This window comes from Pararhizobium sp. P1_E7 (assembly GCF_056405855.1).
Map to the genome: position 1 here is coordinate 289,053 of NZ_JBFUBH010000002.1, position 20,875 is coordinate 309,927.

The window sequence follows — 20,875 nt, forward strand, 5'->3', positions numbered from 1 at the left end:
CCCGGATGCTGCGCGGAAAGCTGTCTTGCGATTGAAAAAACCATGCCGTGATCAGGAGTTGAATGCAAGAGTGGGGCATGAGCACGGCGGGTATTATTCGATCTTCAACGAAAAACGCCCGGAGATCGCTCCCCGGGCGTTAAATATTGAAGCGTAATCAGTCGGTTCAGCGAACGAGGATGTTCTTGAACTGCCACGGATCCTTGGTGTCGAGCTCTTCCGGGAACAGGCCCGGACGGCCGTCGAGCGGGGTCCAGTCGGTGTAGTGGCCTTCAACCGGACCGAGGTACGGCGTCTGCACTTCGAGGCAACGCTTGTAGTCGATCTCGTCAGCTTCGACGATGCCGGCGGTCGGGTTTTCAAGGGCCCAGACCATGCCGGAGAGAACAGCCGAGGTCACCTGCAGGCCGGTTGCGTTCTGGTACGGCGCGATGCGGCGGGTTTCCTCCAGCGACAGGCGCGAACCATACCAGTAAGCGTTCTTGTCGTGGCCATAGAGCAGGACGCCGAGTTCGTCGATGCCGTCCTCGAGTTCGTCCTCGTTGAGAACGTGATGGACCGGCTGCGAATTGCCGCCATTGCCGAACATTTCATGCAGCGACAGCACCGCGTCGTTGGCCGGATGATAGGCGTAGTGGCAGGTCGGACGGAACGTCACGTCGCCGTCCTTGTCCTTCACCGTGAAGTAGTCGGCAATCGAGATCGATTCATTGTGGGTGACGAGGAAGCCGTATTGCGGGCCCGGGGTCGGGCACCAGGTGCGGACGCGGGTGTTGGCACCCGGCTGCTCCAGATAGATTGCCGCCTGGCAACCCTTCTTGTGCTTCTTGGCGTTCTTCGGCATCCATTCTTCATGGGTGCCCCAGCCGAGTTCGGCAGGCTGCAGACCTTCGGAAATGAAACCTTCGACCGACCAGGTATTCCAGAAGACGTTGAGCGGCTTCGGATGCTTGGTGCGCTGGGTGTCGCGCTCGGCGATGTGGATGCCCTTGACGCCGGTCTTCTTCATCAGCTTGGCCCAGCCTTCGCGGTCATGCTGATCGGGCTCTTCGAACTTCAGGTCAAGATCGTTGGCAAGGTTTACCAGCGCCTGCTTGACGAACCAGGAGACCATGCCGGGGTTTGCGCCGCAGGTCGAAATGGCGGTTGCGCCGCCCGGGTTCTTGAACTTTTCCTTGCGCAGCGTTTCGCGCAGCGCGTAGTTCGTGCGGTCCGCGTTCTTCATGCTCTTGTCGAAATAGAAGCCGAGCCAGGGCTCGATAACCGTGTCGATGTAAAGGACGTCGAGCTTGCGGCAGAGCTTCATCAGATCGACCGAGCCGGTATCGACCGACAGGTTGACGCAGAAGCCCTGGCCGCCGCCTTCAGTGAGAAGCGGCTTCAGGAGATCCTTGTAGTTGTCCTTGGTGACGTATTCCTTGATGTGGCGGACGCCATGCTTGGCCAGGATTTCCATGTCGGCAGCATCGTCGCGCGGGTCGATGACAACCATCCGGCTTTTGTCGAATTTGAAGTGGCGCTCGATCAGGGGCAGGGTGCCGCGGCCGATGGAGCCGAAGCCGATCATCACGATCGGTCCGGTGATTTCGCCGTAAACCGGGTAGGTCGTTTCTGCCATTTTGCTTTTTCTCCTGGGACGGGTTCGTTTGACTGTGTTTAACCGGCTGATTTCGCCCTGTCATTCCTTGAATGGCCCTAGAGCATAGATTTCTGTCACAATAAAGAGCCGGGCTGTGCCAGATTGGGCGGGAGCAACCGGTCGTTGCCACAAGCGACGATATGGCGCAACGCGGATTAAGCCGGCCGGGCTTCAAGATGTTGGGAAGATGGAGCTGGAGCTGCGAGAGCAGCAGGTTGCCTGATTGAAGCCCCGTCCTGCGAGGGGTGAAAATCCATGCAGTTGTTAGGTTCCCATGCTCCGCGGACTGCGGGCCACGGAGCAGTTTCAGCGTGTCTGGCCAAAGTCCGGCACTTCCGTCTTCAGTCCAGGAACGATCGGGAGTGTTTCCCAGGCTTCACCGGCAAAGACCACGCAGCTTTGACCGTTGAGGTTGGTGACCAGCATGGTCCAGGTCCCGCTCTGGGAAACAAAGACCTCCAGTATTGCGGCCTGGTTTATGAGGCCGACCGCCTGAAGGGTCTCGGCATAGTGGGTGCTCAGGCTTTCGACGACTGTGGACCGTTTTGCACAGTTGAGCACCGGCTGCGCTGCCAGCGGATGGGCTGTCATAGCAACAGCAATTGCTGCGGTTCCAACGAGGTTTCGGATCGTGTTGCGTAGCATGACGCACCTCCTTTGCCGGTAACCTGGCCGAAGAGGAGATTGCGTCTGACCTGTCCTGCCGGGGTCGGCACTTCTATGGTCGGAACCTAACGCGACACGCGTAAAAGGTGCCGCCACAACTGCATTATGACAGAAAATACATTATTTTTCAAAATATTAATTCGATCCCGGTGCGCTCCTATCGGGATGGGCTGCCGCAAACGCAGGAAGCGCCTCGCACCGCTTGGCGATTGCCGTGACGCGTCTGCAGGCGGAAAGATCGACCTTCCAGCGGTGGGCATTGTAGAGCTGTGGTACGAGGCAGAGATCAGCCATGGTCGGCTGATCGCCATGACAGAATTCGCCGGTATGCGGGCCGTCGAGCAGGCGCTCGAAGGCAGCCAAGCCTTCGCCGATGAACTTGCGCATCCAGGCGGATCGGGCTGCGTCCGGATCGCTCGATTGCTGCATGACATGAAAGACAACGCCGAGATTGCAGACCGGGTGGATGTCCACGGCGATGGCATAGGACAGTGCCCGGACGCGGTGGCGTCCCAGCGGATCGGAAGGCAGAAGGCCGGTGTTCGGCCGCGTCTCCGAAAGATATTCGATGATGGCAAGGGACTGCGTCAGCATGTGGCCATCGACCTGCAGGGCTGGAACCAGCCCCTGCGGATTTCGCGCGAGGTGCTCCGCCTGCTTGTGTTCCCCGGCCAAAAGATCGACAGGGACGGCGCTATAGGGGATCGCCAGCATGTTGAGGGCGATGCGCACCCGGTAGCTGGCCGAGGAGCGCCAGTAGTCGAATAGAACCGTATCGCTCATCGAAGCCGCCTCAAACTTTTTCATATTTCGCCACGGTCTGCTCGATCGCGCCGAAAATCGAGTGTCCCGTCCTGTCCTTCATTTCGATGCGGACAGTATCGCCAAAATGCATGAACGGTGTGATGGGGGCGCCTTTCTCGATGGTTTCGATGGTGCGGATCTCGGCGATGCAGGAATAACCGGCGCCGCCCTCTAAAACCGTCTTGCCCGGCCCGCCATCGAGCTTGTTGGAGACAGTGCCCGAACCGATGATCGTGCCGGCGCAGAGCGGCCGGGTTTTTGCTGCATGGGCAACGAGCTGGCCGAAATCGAAGGTCATGTCGATGCCGGCATTGGCGCGGCCGAAGGGCTTGCCATTGAGATCGACAAGCAGCGGCAGATGCAGCTTGCCGCCGTCCCAGGCGTCGCCGAGTTCCTCCGGCGTCACGGCAACCGGCGAGAATGCCGAGGACGGTTTGGACTGGAAGAAGCCGAAGCCCTTGGCGAGTTCCGCCGGGATCAGCCCGCGCAGGGAGACGTCGTTGACCAGCATGATCAGCCGGATCGCCCCTCGCGCTTGATCAAGCGTTGCGCCCATTGGCACGTCATCGACGATAACGGCGATTTCGGCTTCCATGTCGATGCCGTAGGTCTCGTCCGCCATGACGATCGGATCGCGCGGACTAAGGAAAGAGTCCGAACCGCCCTGATACATCAAGGGCTCGGTCCAGAATGTTGCCGGCATCTCGGCATTGCGGGCCTTGCGCACCAGCTCGACGTGATTGACGTAGGCGGAGCCGTCCGCCCACTGATAGGCGCGCGGCAGGGGAGAGAGCGCGTCATGTTCGTGGAAGCGCTCAGAAGGCACCGACCCGTGCTCCAGACTCTCGGCAAGCGCTTCGAGATGTGGCGCGATGCGCTGCCAATTGTCGAGCGCCGCCTGGAGCGTGGGGACGAGGAATGACGCCTCGGTATAGCGTGTGAGATCGCGCGAGACGACCGCCAGCTTTCCGTCGCGTGTTCCGTTTTTGAGTGAGGCAAGCTTCATCTGGCGCCCTTTCCTTGCAGTATTCCATTAGGCAATCGGAGTTCGGTCCCGTCGCGAGCGATCGTCAATTCGCCGCCCCAGTTGGTACGCACGGCGGCACGCCAGTCGTCTTCGCTGATCTCGGGATCATCGGCGGGAATAAGATGATGCAGGACGAGATGCTTGACTTCGGCCTGCGATGCGATGCGAGCGGCGTCCTGGGCCAGCGTGTGACTGGCGAAGAGATGCTTCCTCAGACGGGCGCCGTTTCCGGTCCGCTCGACCAGCCTGTCGACGCCCTTCTCCAACATGGCCTCGTGGACCAGAATGTCGGCTCCCACGGCAAACGCTGCGAGGCCCTCGAAATAGGCCGTATCTGCGGAGAAGACCACGCTTCTTCCGCCATGGTCGAAGCGCAGGGCAAAGCACTCGCTCACCGGCGGATGCTCGACCCTGACCGCAGTGACCACAAACCCGCCGGCGTCGAGAACCGCTCCTTCGGTGAATTCCTCGATCCGGACAAGATCGCGGATGTCGGGGCGCCCTTCGTCGTCGATGCGGATTTCGATGTCGAACTCCAGCGACTGGACGAATTTTTGCCAGTAGTGGTCCGTCCCGGCGGGTCCGTAAACCGTCACCGGCCCGGCAAGCCCGGCCGTCCAGGCGGTGTGCACAAGCGGCCCGAGCTCCAGCACATGGTCCGAATGGAGATGGGTGATGAAGACAAGATCGAGCGACTTCAGGTTTACCCCGGCCTCTGTCAACGCCCGGGTCACGCCAAGGCCGCAGTCGATCACGATGCTTCGTCCGCCGATTTCCAGCAGGGACGATGTCGGCCAAGGGCCGCCCGGGCGCAGCGCCGGGCCGCCTTTGGTTCCAAGCAGAACCAGTCTATCGGTCAAGACCAGTCTCCCTCGGGCGTGCCGTTGAAGCGCTTCTTCAGGTCCGTCCAGCATTCGAGATAATTGTCCTGTAGCGTTTCGAGTTCGGCGGCGTAGTGGGTCAGTTGTTGCGGGTAGCGGGTCTCGAACATGAAGGCCATGGTATGATCGAGCTTCACCGGCTTGAGATCGGTGCTGGAAGCTTTTTCGAAGCCCGGCGCGTCCGGCCCATGCGGCAGCATCATGTTGTGCAGGCTCATGCCGCCGGGCACGAAGCCCTCTTCCTTGGCGTCGTACTGGCCGTGGATCAGGCCCATGAATTCGCTCATGATATTGCGATGATACCACGGCGGGCGGAACGTATGTTCGGCCACCAGCCAGCGCGGTGGGAAGATGACGAAATCGACATTGGCGGTGCCGGATTCCTCCGTCGGTGCCGTCAGTACCGTGAAGATCGATGGGTCCGGATGATCGAACAGGATGGCGCCGACCGGCGAGAAGGTGCGCAAATCATATTTGAACGGCGCATAGTTGCCGTGCCAGGCGATCACGTCGAGCGGCGAGTGGCCGATCTCGGTGACGTAGAACTTGCCGCACCATTTCACGTGCACACGGCAAGGCGTTTCCTTGTCCTCGTAGGCCGCCACCGGCGTCTTGAAGTCGCGCGGATTGGCAAGGCAGTTGGCACCGATCGGGCCGCGATCCGGCAGGGTGAATTTGGCGCCGTAGTTCTCGCAGATATAGCCGCGCCATTCGGAGCCTTCGCCGAGGCGCGAGACCTTGAACATCATGCCGCGCGGGATGAGGCAGATTTCTGAGGGCTCAACGTCCATGATGCCCATTTCGGTGAACACGCGGATGGTGCCGAGCTGCGGCACGACCAGCAGTTCGCCATCGGCATTGAAGAAATAGTCGTCGATCATGTCGTCATTGAAGATATAGGCATGGGCGGCCATGCCGACCTGGGTCATGACGTCGCCGGCGGCGGTCATCGTGCGGATGCCGGAGAGGAAATTGAGTTTTTCGGACGGAGCCGGGATCGGGTTCCAGCGCAATTGGCAGAGCGGCAGCGAATGGTCGTCGAGGCAGGGCGCCGATTTCCAGAAGGGATAGCTGGCATTGGAAAAGCGGCGCGTATGGCGCACGCTCGGACGGATGCGGTAGAGCCAAGAGCGCTCGTTGGTACCGCGCGGTGCCGTGAAAGGCGAGCCGGAAAGCTGCTCGGCATAGAGGCCATAGTTGCATTTCTGCGGGCTGTTCTGGCCTTGCGGCAGAGCACCGGGAAGGGATTCCGTCTCGAAGTCGTTGCCGAAGCCCGGCATGTATTGCGGGCTGTTGGCCACCGCATCGACAGCAGTCGTCCGGATTTTCTCCAGCATGGCTTGATCCTCCTCCAGGTATATGGTTACAAATGTAACTGTCTATTTTGTAACTATCAAGGAACCCATGAGCCCCGGGAATGTCACAGGCGATTTCGATCTCGAACAGTTCCTGCCGTTCCGTCTCAATCGCGCGGCGGAGTTCATCGCCCTGCGCTTTGCCGCCGCCTACAAGGCCGAGTATGGCCTGACGCGGCCGGAATGGCGCACGCTGGCCGCCTTAGGCAGTTCCGGCCGGATGACGGCAACCGAGGTCGGCGTCCATTCGACCATGCACAAGACCAAGGTCAGCCGTGCCGTGTTTGCGCTGGAGGAGCGCCGCTGGCTGAAGCGGACACAGGATGAGGACGACCGGCGTTCCGAACATCTGGAACTGACGGCTGCCGGGGCAAAGGCGTACCTCGACCTGACGCGGCTGGCGCGCGACTATTCGGCGGAACTGTCCGAACTTGTGGGGCAGGAGGGTTTGCTCGCGCTTTCCTCAGGGCTGACTGCGGTCGAAAAGGCTATGGCGAAGAAGCCTCGTTAAAGTCTGCTGCGCTGGCGTACCGGCAGTCCTTCAAAATCCTTCAGCGTCGCCAGAACAATCGACGTCTTGACATGCTGCACGCTGTCATGCGGCAACAGCACGTCGTTGACGAAATGGGCAAGCCCGGCCAGGTCCGGCGTCACCACCTTGAGGTGATAGTCCATCTCACCGGTCAGCGCGTAGCACTCCAGCACCTCCGGCAGATCGGCGATCAGCGCTGCGAAACGCTTGGCATTGTCGCGGTTGTGGGTGGCGAGCGTGACGGCGATGACGATCAGCAGATCGAGCCCCAGCCGGCCGCGATCGAGGACGGCCCGGTAGGACTGGATAAAGCCTTCGGTCTCCAGCCGCGCCCGCCGCCTGGAACATTGCGATGGCGACAGCGCGATCCGTTCCGACAGTTCGTTATTGGTCAGACGGCCATCGCCCTGCAGTTCGGAGAGGATTTTCAGGTCATACCCATCCAGCTGTTCCATCTGTGCGCTAATCCTCTAAAATTCGCATGATCCGTGCGTAGATTTTGCCAAATGGCGCAAGAATGCAAGCACAATGCATGGAATTTCCGTCATCATGGCCTTCAAAGTAAGACGTTCAGAGGAGAGAACGATGGGCCCCTTCCCGCATGATGCACCGCCGACCGGCATCACCACCGAAAACCCGGCTGGCACCGACGGTTTCGAGTTTGTCGAATTCGCCCATCCCGAGCCTGAAAAGCTGCACGAGCTGTTCACCCGCATGGGCTATTCCTGCGTTGCCAGGCACCGCACCAAGGACATCAGCGTCTGGCGCCAGGGTGACATCAACTACCTGCTGAATGCCGAGCCCGGCAGCCATGCCATGCGCTTCGTCGGCGATCACGGCCCCTGCGCGCCGTCGATGGCCTGGCGTGTCGTCGATGCGAAGCATGCTTTCGATCACGCCGTCGCCAAGGGTGCGACGCCCTATGAGGGCAACGACAAGGCACTTGACGTTCCGGCAATCGTCGGCATCGGTGGTTCGCTGCTCTATTTCATCGAAACCTACGGCAAAAAGGGCTCGCCCTATGAAGCCGAGTTCGAATGGCTGGGCGAACGCGATCCCAAGCCCGAAGGCGTCGGCTTCTATTACCTCGACCACCTGACCCACAACGTCTATCGCGGCAACATGGACAAGTGGTGGGACTTCTACCGCGAACTGTTCGGCTTCAAGCAGATACATTTCTTCAACATCGATGGCCGCATTACCGGTCTGACGAGCCGGGCGATCACCTCGCCTTGTGGCAAGATTCGCATTCCGCTGAACGAGTCCAAGGACGATACCAGCCAGATCGAGGAATATCTGCGCAAGTACAAGGGCGAGGGCATCCAGCACATCGCCGTTGGAACCGACGGCATCTACGAGGCGACCGACAAGCTGGCCACCAATGGCCTGAAGTTCATGCCGGGACCGCCGGATACCTACTACGAACTGTCGCATGACCGCGTGAACGGCCATGACGAGCCGATCGAACGGATGAAGCAGCACGGCATCCTGATCGACGGCGAAGGCGTGGTGGATGGCGGCATGACCCGCATCCTCTTGCAGATCTTCTCGAAGACGGTGATCGGGCCGATCTTCTTCGAGTTCATCCAGCGCAAGGGCGATGAAGGGTTCGGCGAAGGCAACTTCCGTGCTTTGTTCGAATCGATCGAGGCTGACCAGATTCGCCGCGGCGTGTTGAAACCGGTGGCGGCTGCCGAGTAAATTTGCGCTGTTTATCAAAAGCCTCGCCGATTTCGAACCGGCGGGGCTTTTTCACGTTTGACGTGTGTGGCATCCTCCGCTAGGCGCCCATTCGGCGTCATCGGGACGGCAGAGGATGTTGATATCGATTTCCGGTACCATTGTTTCGATTTGAAGCAGCTGGAAGGATTTCGTTAAGCATGAGGTAAGCATAAGGACCGCCCATAGGGGGCAGTCTTACAATCCGCATTAATTTGGCGTGATAACCGATAGGGCTGGTATCTTGAATGCGGTGATACGGAATCAGTGCGATGGATGACTTACAGGCGAGACTGGCGTCACTGCGGGATGACACTCAAGCCTTTATCGCGCTTTACGATCAGCGGGATCGCCTGCGTTATGCCAACCGGGCTTTTCGCGCGGCCTTTGGGCTGGAAGAGACGGAAACGCCGCTCTGGCCGGACCTGATGCGGCGCAATCATGCTCTCAGCCGCGGCACAGTCATCAGCGTGCCGGATTTTGAGGCCTGGATCGTCTCGGCGCAATCGCGGCGTGGCAAGGTCCCGTTCAGGGCCTTCGAGACCGATCTTGTCGATGGCCGCTGGCTGTGGATGACCGAGACCGTCGACCGCAGCGGCTGGATGCTGTGCATCGCCAACGACATCACCCATCTGCGCGCCGACGAACGCGCCCTCAGGCAGGATCGCGATTTTGCGCTGAAGGCGTCGCAGACAGACGAACTGACCGGCATTTCCAACCGCCGCTACATGATGGCGCAGTTGGAACACATGATCTGCAGCCAGCCGGCAGACGGTCCGGTCAGCGGCTGCATCTCCATTCTCGATATCGATTTCTTCAAGGGCATCAACGATCTCTACGGCCATCAAACCGGTGACGACATCCTTTTGGATTTCGCCCGGCGCCTCCATCCGATCGTCCGGCGGCACGATTGTTTCGGGCGCATCGGCGGCGAGGAGTTCATGCTGATCTTCCCGGAAACGACGCTGGCCGAAGGCGAATGGATCGTCCACCGGGTGCTGGAGGCGGTGCGCACGGCCCGCCCGCTGCTGTCGGTGCCGCTGTTTTCCTATACCTGCTCGGCCGGCATTGCTGCCTTGCAGCCGGGCGAAACGGCGAAGGAGCTCTATGCACGCGCCGATGCGGCCCTTTACAATGCCAAGCATTCCGGACGGGACCGGATGGCGGTTGGCGCGCGCTGATTTGGTATTATTGCGTCAGTTCTTCAAGGCCGGGTGCGGTCCGGGTCACCGCCACCTCGGTGATCTCGTACTTGGCAACACCATGGAGGGTGAATGGGTCCGCTGCCACGATCGCCTCGATTTCGGCCCGGTTGCCGCGCGCAAAGATCACGCCGCCGGTGCGTGGGTTCTTCCGCCCCGATGCAAGGAAAATACCCCTGTCATAGCCGTTCTTTACCCAGTCCATGTGCGGTTCGATATGACGATCCACCTCAAGGAGTTCGGCCGTGTAGGTCAGCGACAGGATGAACATGGTCAGTTCCCCGGTAAGAGTTGGGCGCGGATCAGCCCGCGCAGCGAGTTACCCATATAGAGTGTGCCGGTTTGCAGGTCTGCCAGCGTCAGGCGCTGGACGCGGGCGCGGCGCGCGCAGATCATTTCGGTTCGCAGGACACCCGCCAGCAGACCGCAGGCGATCGGCGGTGTCTTCAGAATACCTGAGCCGTCATCGAGAAAGATCGAAGTAATGGTTCCCTCGCAGGGCTCGCCCTTCTCGTTGAGCAGCAGGACTTCATCAGCCTCTGCCGCCGGATATTCGGCGCGGGCTGCCTCATAGATGTCGCGCCGGGTGGTTTTGTGGCGCAGCAGTTTATTGGTGGAATCGAGACGTGCCGCGGCGATCGCGACGCGCCACACGGTTTCTTCCGGCAACGGGGAGAACGCTGCGGTGGTGATGGCGATTTCGCCGGCGGGGCTGAGCGTCAGTCGGACGCGGAGGGGGGCTCGGTCTCTGGCTGTCTTGCCGGGGTTACCCTCCTCCGTCGGCCGGGCCGATATCTCCCCCTCAAGGGGGGCGATGTCCGAAAGGGCAGAGGGGGGCACGTTTTCCCCAAGCACATCCGAAAGCTTTTCCGCCGCCTTGTCCGCCCCCGCAAACCCCAACCGTCCTGCCGAGCGCTTCAGCCGGGCGAGATGCAGCCGCAGGCGGATGATGCCGGTTCCCGGTTCCCATCGCATCGTTTCGATCAGCGAGAAATCGCTCATCGGTCGATCCAGGTATCGCCGACAGCGAAGCGGGCTTTGAGCAGGCATTCCTCATATTCGGCTTCGGCAGTTGAATCGAAGACGATGCCCCCGCCGACATTGAAGATGGCCTGGCCGTCCGGAAAAAGAGACAGCGTGCGGATGGCGACGTTGAAACGCATCGTACCGTCAGGCGCGATGAAGCCGATCGAGCCGCAATAGGCATCGCGGGGCCCGTCTTCGAGATCGTGCAGGATTTCCATCGCCCGCATTTTGGGCGCGCCGGTCACCGAGCCGCAGGGAAAGAGCGCCTCGAAAATCTCGGCAATGCCGATATCGGGCAGCAGTTTTGCGCGGACATGGCTGACCATCTGGTGCACGGTCGGATAGGTCTCGATGTCGAACAGCTTTGGCACATCGAGTGTGCCCACCTCTGTTATGCGAGAAATGTCATTGCGCAACAGATCGACGATCATGCGGTTTTCGGCCTGGGATTTTGGGTCTTCCCGCATTTCGCGGATCAGGTCCTGATCCTCCGCAGGCGTTGCGCCGCGCCGCGCCGTGCCCTTCATCGGATGCGTCTCGATCCAGCCGTCCTTGTCGATGCGGAAGAACAATTCGGGCGAGCGCGACAGGAGGATAGGCCCCCCGAGCGAAACCAGCGCGCCGTATTTCACCGGCTGCCGTTCGATCAGCGACCAGAACGCGGCCAGCGGATCGCCATTCCAGCGGGCGTTCACCTGCATGGTCAGGTTGGCCTGATAACAATCGCCCTGCCGTAGATGCTGGTGCAGCCGGTCGAAGCGCTTCTTGTAGGCGTCGAAGTTCCAGCTGGCGCGGGGCTCGCTGATGAAGGCTTCGTTCTCGATGCGGCGCCGTGGTTCTGCAAATGCACTGTGTTCAGCGGGGCCATCGAACACGCCAAATGACATCAGCGGCGTGCGGCGGTTTTCCTCGGCGAAGGGGGCGAGTTTTTTCTCGAACAGGTGCCCCGCCTCGTAGCTCATGAAGCCGGCCAGCCATTTGCCAGCCTTGTGGGCGGCTTCCATGTCCTTGAGGCCGCGCCAGAATTCCGCCTTCGTATGCGCCGTGATGACACGCAACGGCTCGGCAAAGACCGTCGTCCTGTCTTCGCTGTCGTCCCGGAACAGGACATAGGGGCCGGTGTCGGTCATGCTTTTCACGCTGGCGTCCGCATGCGTCTTCGGGTCAAGCCCGAGGATGACGGAGAATGAAGGCGCCGATGGGGCTCCGGCAGCAGGTTTCCAGCCAGCCAAGTCCGCGTATCGTCATCCTCGGGCCTGACCCGAGGCTCCATGCCGGCATGCGCAAAGCACCCTGTCATCGTCAGTCCCTGCTTAAAAATTACGCCTGGCTATCAAGCGCTTCCAGCTCGTCGATCAGCCCTTCCAGCATCGACAGGCCCTGTGCCCAGAACGACGGGTCGGTGGCGTCCAGCCCGAAAGGCGCGAGCAGTTCGGAATGATGCTTGGTGCCGCCAGCCTTCAGGAGCTCGAAATACTTCTGCTGGAAACCGGTTTCCGCTTGTCCGTAGACGGCATAGAGCGAGTTTACCAGGCAATCGCCGAAGGCATAGGCGTAGACGTAGAACGGCGAGTGGATGAAATGGGGGATATAGGCCCAGTAGGTCTCGTAGCCCTCGGAAATCCGGATGGCCGGCCCAAGGCTTTCCTCCTGCACCGACAGCCAGAGCTGGCCGATATCCTCGGCGGTCAGCTCGCCTTGCTTGCGGGAGGTGTGAACCTTGCGCTCGAATTCATAAAAGGCAATCTGGCGCACGACCGTGTTGATCATGTCCTCGACCTTCTGGGCGAGCATGGCCTTGCGTTCGCGCTTGTCCTTGGTCTTGTCGAGAAGGGCGCGGAAGGTCAGCATTTCGCCGAAGACGGAGGCGGTTTCGGCCAGCGTCAGCGGCGTCGAGGCCATCAGCGCGCCCTGACCGCCGGCCAGAACCTGATGAACGCCATGGCCGAGTTCATGGGCAAGAGTCATCACGTCGCGCGGTTTGCCCATGTAGTTGACCAGCACGTAAGGGTGCGCCGACGGTACGGTCGGGTGCGCGAAGGCGCCCGGCGCTTTGCCAGGGCGTACCGGCGCATCGATCCAGCTGCCGTCGAAGAAGCGGCGGGCGATATCGGCCATCTCCGGCGCAAAGCCGCTATAGGCCGACAGCACGGTTTCCTTGGCTTCGTTCCACGGGATCAGCCTTGCCGGCGTTTCTGGCAGCGGCGCGTTGCGGTCCCAGAAGTCCATCTGTTCCATACCGAGCCACTTGGCCTTCATCGCATAATAGCGGTGCGACAGGCGCGGATAGGCTTGCCTGACGGCGGCGGCGAGTGCATCGACCACGTCGCGCTCGACGCGATTGGCGAGATGGCGGCTGTCGGCGATGTCGGTAAAGCCGCGCCAGCGGTCGGAGATTTCCTTGTCCTTGGCGAGCGTATTGGTGATCAGCGTGAAGGTGCGGATATTGTCCTTGAAGGTCTTGGCGAGCGCCGCGGCGGCTTTTTTCCGCGTCGCCGGATCGGCTTCCTGCAGCATGCTCAGCGTCACTTCGAGCGGCAGTGCCTCGCCATCGACGTCGAAGGTCAACGACGCCATGGTCTCGTCGAATAGGCGGTTGAAGGCGCTGGCGCCGGTCATGGATTTTTCGAGGAACAGCTGCTCGATCTTGTCGTCGAGCTGGTAGGGCTTGTCCATGCGCAGATCGACGATCCAGGGCTTGTAATGCGCCGCCAGCGCATCGGTTTCGAGCGCTTTATCGATGACGGCGTCTTCGATCCGGTTCATTTCCAGCGCGAAGAACAGCAGGTGGCTTGCCATGTCGGTGAGCTTGGCCTGGGCGTCGCCATAGAGCTTGCCATTGGCCGGATTGGAGGTGTCGGAGAAATAGGTGAGGCCGGCGAAGGAGCCGATCTTGCCCATCAGGTCCTCGAGCACTTCGTATTCCCGCACTGCCGCGCCGATGCCGCCATCACCGGCAAGCGTTGCTGCATTGGCCAGCTTGCCCTTCCATTTGGTCTCGAACGCCTTGGCGAGTGCGTCTGCCTTTTCGAGGTCGCCGAGATATTCCGTTGAGGTCGCCGAGGGGTAGAGATCTTCCAGCTTCCAGGAGGGCAGGTCGCCAAGTTCGGCCGCATGTGCACCGCCCGCCGAAGCGGCCATGGTGATGCGCGAAGATGTCTGGGAGCCGGGAAAATGATGCATGGACGGTCACTCTTTTTGTCGATGCCGGCCCGGATTCGAGCGGCGAAGCAGAGGGCGGATATGGGGCCATGACCTAACGTCGGCAATGGATAAAATGCAAGCATTTCTCAAAAGAGGATTTTCAGGCCTTTCTGACAGGAATGCTTCTCACGATACGGCACATGATGTGGCGATCGGGTTCTACGCGGAAAGCAGGAGGCCTTCATGACATCCCAAATTCTCGTCATCGATGACGATCCGGTCCAGCGCCGGCTGCTGACGAACATGATCGAGCGCCTCGGTCATATAGCCCATCTCGCCGACAATGGCCGCAGCGGACTTGAACTGCTGGAGCGCAAGCGCGGGCTCATCAGCGTCATCCTGCTCGACCTGATGATGCCGGAAATGAATGGCCACGGTTTTCTCGAAGCGATCGCCGAGCGCGGTATCGATACGCCGGTCATCGTGCAGACAGGGCAGGGCGGTATCGAAACCGTGGTTCTTGCCATGCAGGCCGGCGCCTTCGATTTCGTCGTCAAGCCGGTGTCGCCCGAGCGGCTCTCGGTCGCCATCACCAACGCGCTGAAAATGGACCACCGCGAAAGCAGGGGCCGTGCGCCGAAACGCTCGCGCAGCGGTTCCGTCGGCTTCGACGATATCGTTTCGGCAAGCCCGGCGATGATCCGTGTGCTCGATCTTGCCCGGCGCGCGGCGCAGTCCAATATCCCGATCGTGCTTGAAGGTGAATCCGGCGTCGGCAAGGAAATGGTCGCCCGCGCCATCCAGCATGCGAGCGAACGCGCCAGCAAGCCGTTCGTCACGGTCAATTGCGGCGCTATCCCGCACAATCTGGTCGAGAGCATTCTCTTCGGCCACGAGAAGGGCGCCTTTACCGGCGCCACCGAAAAACACGCCGGCAAGTTTGCCGATGCCGACGGCGGCACGCTGTTTCTTGACGAGATCGGCGACCTGCCGCTCGAGGTTCAGGTCAAGCTGCTCAGGGCCGTCCAGCAGGGCGAGATCGAAACGGTCGGCGCCCGCCATCCGCAGAAGGTCAATGTCCGGCTGATCTCGGCCACCAACAAGGACCTGATCAACGAGGTGCGCGAAGGGCGCTTCCGCGAAGATCTCTATTACCGGCTGAATGTCTTCCCGATCGCTATTCCGGCTCTGCGCAGGCGCAAGGAAGATATCCCGGTTCTGGTGCGCACGTTTGTCGAGCGGTTTGCGCTGGAGCAGAGACTTGCGTCGCCGCTTACTGTTTCGAGCGGCGCCATGGCGCTTCTCACCGCCTATGACTGGCCGGGCAATATCCGCCAGCTGGAAAATGCTATCTTCCGGGCCGTCGTTCTTGCCGAAGGTGGCGAATTGACGGTGAAGGATTTCCCGCAGATCGCCACCCAGATCCCCGGCTACGTCGTTGCGGAGAAGGCGGGCTTTACCTGGGAGGAAACCGGGCCGGCAAGAATACCGGCCGCCGAGGCCAGTTACCTGCCGCCGGTCTACCCGCATTTCAGCGCCGCCGACAAGACGGACTTGCGGAATGCGGCGCCGGATCAACATCCCGACAATGCAATTGCGAGCGTCGATGATGGCGGAAATGTGCGAAAACTGGCCGACGTGGAAGAAGAACTGATTCGGTTCGCGCTGAAATTCTACCGTGGACAGATGAGCCAGGTGGCCCGCAAACTCGGCATCGGGCGCTCGACACTGTACCGTAAACTCAAGGATTATGGCATTAATCCGGACGATCCGTTCAGCGAGGCCGCATAAAACTAGGGATAACAATCCGTAACGATCCGTCGCATTTGGCTGTTGTCGTTTAGACCTTGTTAGTGAACCATTCACTATATTATAAGGATAACCGATGACTGTGGCATATTTGCCATGCTGTGACCGCAATTGACAGTCATCTGAGCAGCCACGGGACGCATTGTCCGTCGGACGGGGATTGAGTTTGCAAAATTTGTTCGGATTCAAGAAGCCTGACGGCTCCGTGATAGCCAGCTTTTGCGCCGCGGTTGCCGGTAAAGTGCCGCGTGTTCTCGCATCGCTTCTGATTGCAGCGTCCATGGTCACGCCTGGCTTTGCGCCGCCCGTCGAGGCGGCAGGCCAGACGCGCACGCTCAAGCTCTATTTCATCCATACCCAGGAAAAGGCATCGATCACCTTCAAGCGCAATGGCCGCTACGATGCCAAGGGCCTGCAGGAGATCAATCGCTTCCTGCGCGACTGGCGCCGCAACGAGCCGACGAAGATGGACCCGCGTCTTCTCGATCTCGTCTGGGAAGTCTATCAAAAGAGCGGTTCGCGCGATTATATCCACGTCGTCTCGGCGTATCGCTCGCCGGCCACCAACGGTATGCTGCGGTCGCGCTCCAAGGGCGTCGCCAAGAAAAGCCAGCATATGCTCGGCAAGGCGATGGATTTCTATCTGCCCGACGTCAAGTTGAAGAACCTGCGCGAAATCGGCATGAAGTTCCAGGTCGGCGGCGTCGGCTATTATCCGACGTCAGGCTCGCCCTTCGTGCACATGGATGTCGGCGGCGTTCGCGCCTGGCCGCGCATGAGCCGCACCGAACTCGCCCGTCTTTTCCCCGATGGCAAGACCATGCACGTTCCGGCCGATGGCAAGCCGCTGCCCGGCTACGAACTGGCAGTTGCAGACTACAAGCGACGCGTCGGTGACAGCGCCATCGAAGTAGCAGGCGGCGGCGCCAAGGGCCCTGGCGACAAGGATACCAAGCGCAAGGGCAATCTGTTCGCCATGCTGTTCGGCGGTGGCGGCGACGAGGATGAAGAACCAAACGCAATCGCCAGCGCCGATCTTGAAGGCGCTGACGAGCAGCCGGCGGCCAAAGCCCCGGCGGCCAAAGTCACGCAGGTTGCCGCGACCGAGCAGGCTCTCCCTGGCGTAGACAACTCCATTGCGCAGACGGCCGCCCAACAGGCGGATGCTGCTGCGCCCGTTCCCGGTGTCCGCCCCGCCTTCAAGGATGCCGACGCCGGCATTCAGACGGCACTGGTTGCGCCGACCAAGGAAACCTCGCAGGAGGCTTGGGCCGCGGCTTTGCCGGAACCGGCAGCCACCGAAAGCGAATATGCCGATCTGACCGCCTACAAGATTCCGGTGCCCCAGATGCTCGGCAAGCGCGGTTCCAACGGCGATGCCGGCAGCGATACGCTGATGGCATCGACCGACCCGAATGCGGCGGTGTTGCCTGACGATGTTGCAGCGCTCGGCTTTGTACCCGTGCCCGGCGTGCGGCCCGCAGGTGAGGAAGCGTTGATGGCCGTGGCAGACGCCGATGTGGCCGTCCCGTCTTCTGCTGAACGGGTGCAGCCGCAGGCCGTCGCTCTGGCGCAGCAACCGGTGGAAGCCGTTGCCGAGGCGCAGACGCGGGTAGCCTTGGCGCAGCCGACGGAGCAACAGCAGCCGGTGGAAATGGCTGCGTTCGTGCCGCAATCGGACGCCGCAGCGCGCGCCGCAGTCTTTGACGATGCGTTCGAGGCCAATATCGAAGCGCCGGCCAAGGGCAAGCGCCCGAAGAAGCAGGAGGCCGATGCGGCAACGCGTTCGTCCGTGCGCACCGAGCCGAAGCTGACGCAACAGATCATTTCTTCCTGGGCTTTGACCAACGGCCGCATGGCGACCCTGTCCAAGCCGGTCAAGGCACCGCGCTTCGTCAGCAAGAGCCTGCGCGCTTCGCCAACGACGGTCTATTCTGCCGGATTCACCAACGATGCGGTGGCGGTCGACACGGCCCGGTTCAGCGGCAATGCCGTCAACTTCCTGGAAGTGAAGAAGTTCAGTACCAACTGAAACGACCGGCAAGACAACAAGCAAGGCCCGCTATCGACAGCGGGCTTTTTGCGTTTCTCCACTTGTGCCATGGACCCGCGGCATCACACGCCGGAATCACGCGAATGTGTGCATGATGTGTGGACCGGAAAGGGTTTCCGTCTCTGACGGGTGTGGCAAACGCACATTCACTTTCCTATATGCGCCTCATCTCTTTCGCTGGCCGCGCGTTTCTATCTCGCTGTAGTTCTCTGCACGACGTGTTACGCATGCAATCGAAGCCCGGAAAAGATGATCCCGTTTGTAACGGACAGAACGGACAAGGAGTGTGCGAATGCCGAAGTACAGCAAGACACCGGAAGCGATTTCGAAATTGTCTCCGGAACAGTATCGCGTCACGCAGGAGAATGGCACGGAGCGGCCGGGTACCGGGCTCTATAACGATAACAAGAAGCCGGGCATCTATGTCGATATCGTTTCGGGCGAACCGCTGTTTGCGTCCTCCGACAAGTTTGAATCCGGCTGTGGCTGGCCGAGCTTCACCAAACCGATCGAACCGGCTCACGTTGCCGAGCTGCGCGACGTGTCGCATGGAATGGTTCGTGTCGAGGTTCGCTCCGCGCACGGCGACAGCCATCTAGGGCATGTGTTTACCGACGGTCCGCGCGACCGCGGCGGGCTGCGCTACTGCATCAACTCGGCCTCACTCCGTTTTGTCCCCCGCGACAAGATGGAAGCGGAAGGCTATGGTGATTATCTCGCTCAGGTGGAGGATATTTGATGACAACGGAACGCGCAGTACTGGCCGGCGGCTGCTTCTGGGGCATGCAGGACCTCATTCGCCGTTATGATGGCGTGATCTCGACACGGGTCGGCTACACCGGCGGCGACGTCAGGAACGCCACCTACCGCAATCATGGCAGCCATGCCGAAGGGATCGAAATCACTTTTGATCCGTCACGGATCAGCTATCGGGACCTGTTGGAATTCTTTTTCCAGATCCATGATCCGTCGACGGCCAACCGCCAGGGCAACGACAGGGGCGCCAGCTATCGTTCGGCGATCTATTACACCAGCGACGAGCAGAAGCGGGTTGCCCTGGAGACCATTGCCGATGTCGATGCGTCCGGCCTGTGGCCCGGCAAGGTGGTGACGGAAGTGGAGCCTGTTGGCGACTTCTGGGAAGCGGAGCCGGAGCACCAGGATTATCTGGAACGCATTCCAAATGGCTATACCTGCCATTTCATCCGTCCGGGCTGGAAGCTGCCGCGGCGTGAGAAGAGCAGCGACGCGGCCTGAGGCGTTTGTGGCCGCTCATCTTCCTGTCGTTCCATAATGATAAAAGGCCGGTCGAGACCGGCCTTTTTGATGATCAATGCCCATCAGCCATCTGGATCAGGGCATCATCTGCGGTGATAAAAGTTTATTCCGCTTCCGGCGCGTCGATCATGCCCAGCGCTGCGAGATAGGTGTCGAGGATGGCTTCCTGTTCCATGCGCTCGTCCTTGTCCTGCTTGCGGATCGCGATGACCTTTTTCAGGATCTTCGTATCGAAACCGGTTCCCTTTGCTTCGCCGTAGACATCCTTGATGTCGTCGGCGATGGTCTTCTTTTCTTCTTCCAGCCGCTCGATGCGCTCGATGAACGAACGAAGCTGGTCGCGTGCGACGCCGTGGGCATCCGACATGGTGTTCTCCTTGTTGGGGATATCAATGAGGGTGGGACTGAATTTGCCAGGCTGTGACCTGCCGCGAAGTGCGGTCGAGGTCAAGTGACATTGCGCAACAGCGTGCGGATTTCCGAGCCTGAGCAGGCGGCGGCGGACGTTACTCCTTGGGCTTGCTTGCTTCGAAGGCGGCCTTCTGTTCGCCGGATGCCTCCCGCTGGTTCAGCGTCCGCCATTCCTCGTAGGGCATGCCGTAGATGATCTCGCGCGATGCTTCCTTGTCCATGTCGATGCCTGCAGCATTGGCTGCGTCGCGGTACCAGTTGGACAGGCAGTTGCGGCAAAAGCCGGCAAGGTTCATCAGGTCGATATTCTGCACATCGCTGCGTTCGCGCAGATGGGAAACGAGACGGCGAAAGGCGGCGGCTTCGAATTCAAGCTGTTGTTGTGGCGTAAGGTCACTCATCGTCGTCTCTTTCAGCTGTCAGAACGCATAGGGTCCGGTGCGCGACGGATAACGCCTGATTTCGTGTAATTCGGGGCGGGCGTTCAAATTTTCAAGGATGGGTCCAAGCCGGGCGTCCCATTCAGCGACACCGCTATCGTCGCCGATCAGGTCCTGACGCACCTCGATGAGCGCATGGGCAAGGCCGGTTTCCATGCAATGGCGAAACATCGTGTCACCGCGCAGGGCGCCGTCATAGGGCTCGTTATCGCCAACCAGGATGTCGCCGGCAACCTCAAGCGCTTCGATCAGCGGCGTGACCGCGCGCGGATCGCTGTCCCAGAGGACGGCGGCATGCCAGGGCCGGGGCACGCCTTTCCAGGCGGGCGTGTAGGAATGAATGGAGATGACCAGCGGCGCCTTGCGGCTTGCTGTGCCAACGGCGGCGATGGTCTGCGAAACGGCGCGGTGATACGGGCGGTGGAACCTGTTGAGGCGCGCTTCCCATTCTTCCGGGCTGATCGGATGGTTGCCGGGGATGATGGCGCCGTCGGAAATCTTCATGATCAGCGTCGGATCGTCCTCGCCCCGGTTCGGATCGATCAGCAACCGCGAAAAACAGCTGAGAACGGCGGGAACATTCAATCGCGCAGCCAGACGGCGCACCAGCGCCTCGACGCCGATGTCATAGGCAATGTGACGGCCGAATGCGCTTTCAGGTAGGCCTAGCCGCCCATATTCCGGCGGCAACCGGTTGGTGGCGTGATCGGCAAGAATGACCAGTCCGGTAGCCGGGTCGCCTTCAATGATTTCAAAAGGTGATGTTTGGAGCATACAGTATCAACTTGTTTCATCCTTGACAAAATCTGATGGCATGCTGTGGGCGATATCGCAAGCCAATGGCGGATTTGCGATGTTTCGATCAACAAAAAGCCGGATGTAATCGATT

The 20,875-nt window shown here is 60.5% G+C and carries 21 protein-coding genes; 7 read left to right on the forward strand and 14 right to left on the reverse strand.

The features are described 5' to 3' along the window. Nucleotides 1-166: 166 nt before the first annotated feature. The 6 genes from AC1D17_RS03830 to hmgA form a co-directional block, all read right to left on the reverse strand. On the reverse strand, nucleotides 167-1,618 hold the full coding sequence (locus AC1D17_RS03830; RefSeq protein WP_477564098.1) for a homospermidine synthase: 1,452 nt from the start codon (nucleotides 1,616-1,618) through the stop codon (nucleotides 167-169). A 327-nt stretch (nucleotides 1,619-1,945) separates the two neighbouring features. Next, a complete protein-coding gene (locus tag AC1D17_RS03835) occupies nucleotides 1,946-2,284 on the reverse strand; it encodes a hypothetical protein (RefSeq protein ID WP_477564099.1) in 339 nt (112 codons plus the stop codon). A gap of 156 nt (nucleotides 2,285-2,440) precedes the next feature. Continuing rightward, a complete protein-coding gene (gene maiA, locus AC1D17_RS03840; RefSeq protein WP_477564100.1) occupies nucleotides 2,441-3,088 on the reverse strand; it encodes a maleylacetoacetate isomerase in 648 nt (215 codons plus the stop codon). 10 nt (nucleotides 3,089-3,098) lie between these two features. After that, nucleotides 3,099-4,115: a fumarylacetoacetate hydrolase family protein gene (locus AC1D17_RS03845; RefSeq protein ID WP_477564101.1), complete on the reverse strand. Its 1,017-nt coding sequence runs from the start codon at nucleotides 4,113-4,115 to the stop codon at nucleotides 3,099-3,101. Beyond that, nucleotides 4,112-4,996, reverse strand: coding sequence for an MBL fold metallo-hydrolase (locus tag AC1D17_RS03850; protein ID WP_477564102.1), 885 nt, complete (start codon nucleotides 4,994-4,996; stop codon nucleotides 4,112-4,114). Before AC1D17_RS03850 ends, AC1D17_RS03845 begins: the two co-directional genes overlap by 4 nt. Then, nucleotides 4,993-6,354, reverse strand: coding sequence for a homogentisate 1,2-dioxygenase (gene hmgA, locus AC1D17_RS03855; RefSeq protein WP_477564103.1), 1,362 nt, complete (start codon nucleotides 6,352-6,354; stop codon nucleotides 4,993-4,995). The genes AC1D17_RS03850 and hmgA overlap by 4 nt, the downstream gene beginning before the upstream one ends. 67 nt (nucleotides 6,355-6,421) lie before the next feature. On the opposite strand from hmgA, the gene AC1D17_RS03860 reads away from it, so the two are divergent. Beyond that, nucleotides 6,422-6,883 carry a MarR family winged helix-turn-helix transcriptional regulator gene (locus tag AC1D17_RS03860; RefSeq protein ID WP_477564104.1) on the forward strand — a complete coding sequence of 154 codons (462 nt, stop codon included), beginning with the start codon at nucleotides 6,422-6,424 and terminating at the stop codon, nucleotides 6,881-6,883. Here AC1D17_RS03860 and AC1D17_RS03865 read toward each other — a convergent pair. After that, entirely contained in the window at nucleotides 6,880-7,359 is a 480-nt protein-coding gene (locus tag AC1D17_RS03865; RefSeq protein ID WP_477564105.1) for an Lrp/AsnC family transcriptional regulator, read from the reverse strand. The two genes, AC1D17_RS03860 and AC1D17_RS03865, sit on opposite strands and share 4 nt — an antisense overlap. A 130-nt stretch (nucleotides 7,360-7,489) precedes the next feature. On the opposite strand from AC1D17_RS03865, the gene hppD reads away from it, so the two are divergent. Then, nucleotides 7,490-8,605: a 4-hydroxyphenylpyruvate dioxygenase gene (gene hppD / locus AC1D17_RS03870; RefSeq protein WP_477564106.1), complete on the forward strand. Its 1,116-nt coding sequence runs from the start codon at nucleotides 7,490-7,492 to the stop codon at nucleotides 8,603-8,605. A gap of 290 nt (nucleotides 8,606-8,895) precedes the next feature. Continuing rightward, nucleotides 8,896-9,804 carry a GGDEF domain-containing protein gene (locus tag AC1D17_RS03875; RefSeq protein WP_477564107.1) on the forward strand — a complete coding sequence of 303 codons (909 nt, stop codon included), beginning with the start codon at nucleotides 8,896-8,898 and terminating at the stop codon, nucleotides 9,802-9,804. A gap of 7 nt (nucleotides 9,805-9,811) precedes the next feature. Here AC1D17_RS03875 and AC1D17_RS03880 read toward each other — a convergent pair whose 3' ends face one another. The 4 genes from AC1D17_RS03880 to AC1D17_RS03895 all read right to left on the reverse strand — a co-directional run bounded on the left by AC1D17_RS03880 (nucleotide 9,812) and on the right by AC1D17_RS03895 (nucleotide 14,034). Continuing rightward, nucleotides 9,812-10,096 carry a YciI family protein gene (locus AC1D17_RS03880; protein WP_477564108.1) on the reverse strand — a complete coding sequence of 95 codons (285 nt, stop codon included), beginning with the start codon at nucleotides 10,094-10,096 and terminating at the stop codon, nucleotides 9,812-9,814. A 2-nt stretch (nucleotides 10,097-10,098) separates the two neighbouring features. After that, nucleotides 10,099-10,827, reverse strand: coding sequence for an aminotransferase class IV family protein (locus AC1D17_RS03885; RefSeq protein WP_477564109.1), 729 nt, complete (start codon nucleotides 10,825-10,827; stop codon nucleotides 10,099-10,101). Next, nucleotides 10,824-11,981, reverse strand: a complete 1,158-nt coding sequence (locus AC1D17_RS03890) for an aminodeoxychorismate synthase component I (RefSeq protein WP_477564261.1) — start codon at nucleotides 11,979-11,981, stop codon at nucleotides 10,824-10,826. The genes AC1D17_RS03885 and AC1D17_RS03890 overlap by 4 nt, the downstream gene beginning before the upstream one ends. Before the next feature lie 190 nt (nucleotides 11,982-12,171). Next, nucleotides 12,172-14,034, reverse strand: coding sequence for a M3 family oligoendopeptidase (locus AC1D17_RS03895; RefSeq protein ID WP_477564110.1), 1,863 nt, complete (start codon nucleotides 14,032-14,034; stop codon nucleotides 12,172-12,174). Between the two features lie 204 nt (nucleotides 14,035-14,238). Between AC1D17_RS03895 and AC1D17_RS03900 the strand changes: the two genes are divergently transcribed. The 4 genes from AC1D17_RS03900 to msrA all read left to right on the forward strand — a co-directional run bounded on the left by AC1D17_RS03900 (nucleotide 14,239) and on the right by msrA (nucleotide 19,114). Continuing rightward, on the forward strand, nucleotides 14,239-15,786 hold the full coding sequence (locus AC1D17_RS03900) for a sigma-54-dependent transcriptional regulator (RefSeq protein ID WP_477564111.1): 1,548 nt from the start codon (nucleotides 14,239-14,241) through the stop codon (nucleotides 15,784-15,786). 184 nt (nucleotides 15,787-15,970) lie between these two features. Then, nucleotides 15,971-17,836, forward strand: a complete 1,866-nt coding sequence (locus tag AC1D17_RS03905; protein WP_477564112.1) for a peptidoglycan L,D-endopeptidase MepK — start codon at nucleotides 15,971-15,973, stop codon at nucleotides 17,834-17,836. A 313-nt stretch (nucleotides 17,837-18,149) separates the two neighbouring features. Beyond that, complete coding sequence (msrB, locus tag AC1D17_RS03910) at nucleotides 18,150-18,596, forward strand: peptide-methionine (R)-S-oxide reductase MsrB (protein ID WP_477564113.1); 447 nt, start codon at nucleotides 18,150-18,152, stop codon at nucleotides 18,594-18,596. Next, nucleotides 18,596-19,114 (forward strand): peptide-methionine (S)-S-oxide reductase MsrA, encoded by a 519-nt coding sequence (gene msrA, locus AC1D17_RS03915; RefSeq protein ID WP_477564114.1) that lies wholly within the window; start codon nucleotides 18,596-18,598, stop codon nucleotides 19,112-19,114. Before msrB ends, msrA begins: the two co-directional genes overlap by 1 nt. 124 nt (nucleotides 19,115-19,238) lie before the next feature. On the opposite strand, the gene AC1D17_RS03920 is transcribed toward msrA, so the two are convergent. The 3 genes from AC1D17_RS03920 to AC1D17_RS03930 all read right to left on the reverse strand — a co-directional run bounded on the left by AC1D17_RS03920 (nucleotide 19,239) and on the right by AC1D17_RS03930 (nucleotide 20,760). Further along, the gene (locus AC1D17_RS03920; protein ID WP_018327905.1) at nucleotides 19,239-19,502 is read right to left on the reverse strand and encodes a DUF2312 domain-containing protein; all 264 of its coding nucleotides are present in this window, start codon (nucleotides 19,500-19,502) and stop codon (nucleotides 19,239-19,241) included. Between the two features lie 139 nt (nucleotides 19,503-19,641). Then, the gene (locus AC1D17_RS03925; protein ID WP_477564115.1) at nucleotides 19,642-19,947 is read right to left on the reverse strand and encodes a DUF1244 domain-containing protein; all 306 of its coding nucleotides are present in this window, start codon (nucleotides 19,945-19,947) and stop codon (nucleotides 19,642-19,644) included. Between the two features lie 18 nt (nucleotides 19,948-19,965). Next, nucleotides 19,966-20,760 carry an N-formylglutamate amidohydrolase gene (locus AC1D17_RS03930; RefSeq protein ID WP_477564116.1) on the reverse strand — a complete coding sequence of 265 codons (795 nt, stop codon included), beginning with the start codon at nucleotides 20,758-20,760 and terminating at the stop codon, nucleotides 19,966-19,968. Nucleotides 20,761-20,875: the final 115 nt, after the last annotated feature.